The organism is Vibrio sp. YT-19(2023), assembly GCF_033337395.1.
The window spans coordinates 1-603 of the sequence record NZ_JAWOQN010000748.1 but is presented as its reverse complement, the minus strand read 5'-3'; the positions used below and the strand labels follow the sequence as shown (position 1 = coordinate 603).

Annotated in this window: 1 protein-coding gene; it reads right to left on the bottom strand. The window is 41.3% G+C overall.

Annotated features, from left to right (window positions below; translation table 11 throughout):
- Positions 1-117 precede the first annotated feature (117 nt).
- Positions 118-603, bottom strand: a 486-nt coding sequence (locus R7E78_RS28250) for a 3-deoxy-D-manno-octulosonic acid kinase (RefSeq protein ID WP_318058896.1), incomplete at its 5' end; no start/stop codon positions are given.

Below are 603 nucleotides of genomic sequence, written 5' to 3'. Positions count from 1 at the left end.
CTCCGCCTGTTACTAGTATTTTCATTGCAAATGTTACCTACTTTAATGGGTACTTTTAGTGGGTGTACCGAAATGCGCTATTGGATTGTCTCACGAATAACTGACAAAAAGCTCACTTTACGTATTTTCAGTATGACTTTTTTGTACATGATCAAAATCGGACGCTTGCCAAATGATTTGGCGTTTGAGCAGTTCTTTTTTGAATGAGCGAAGAAGCCTTTCTAAGTTTTGCTTTTTCCAGTCGCCGTGCTCTTGTTTGCGGCACTTATCAAAATCAATAATCCACACTTTATCTTTGTCATCGATCAAGATGTTGTGGATATTCAGGTCTGTGTGATTAACGCCAGCGTTGTGCATTTTGGCAATTTCTTGCCCTATTTTTTGATACATTCCTTCCGGTAACGGTTTTTCCCGCAAGATACTGACCAGGTCTCTTGCGTTAGGAATGCGCTCACTCAATAAATCGGCCTGATATGTCAATCCAGATTTCACAGCTCTCGCAGCAATTGGCCTTGGCACATGAACGCCAGCATTAATCAGTGTAAGTAATAGTTGGAACTCTTGCGCACAACGCGTTTGCTCCCCACCTGAAAACAAATAATT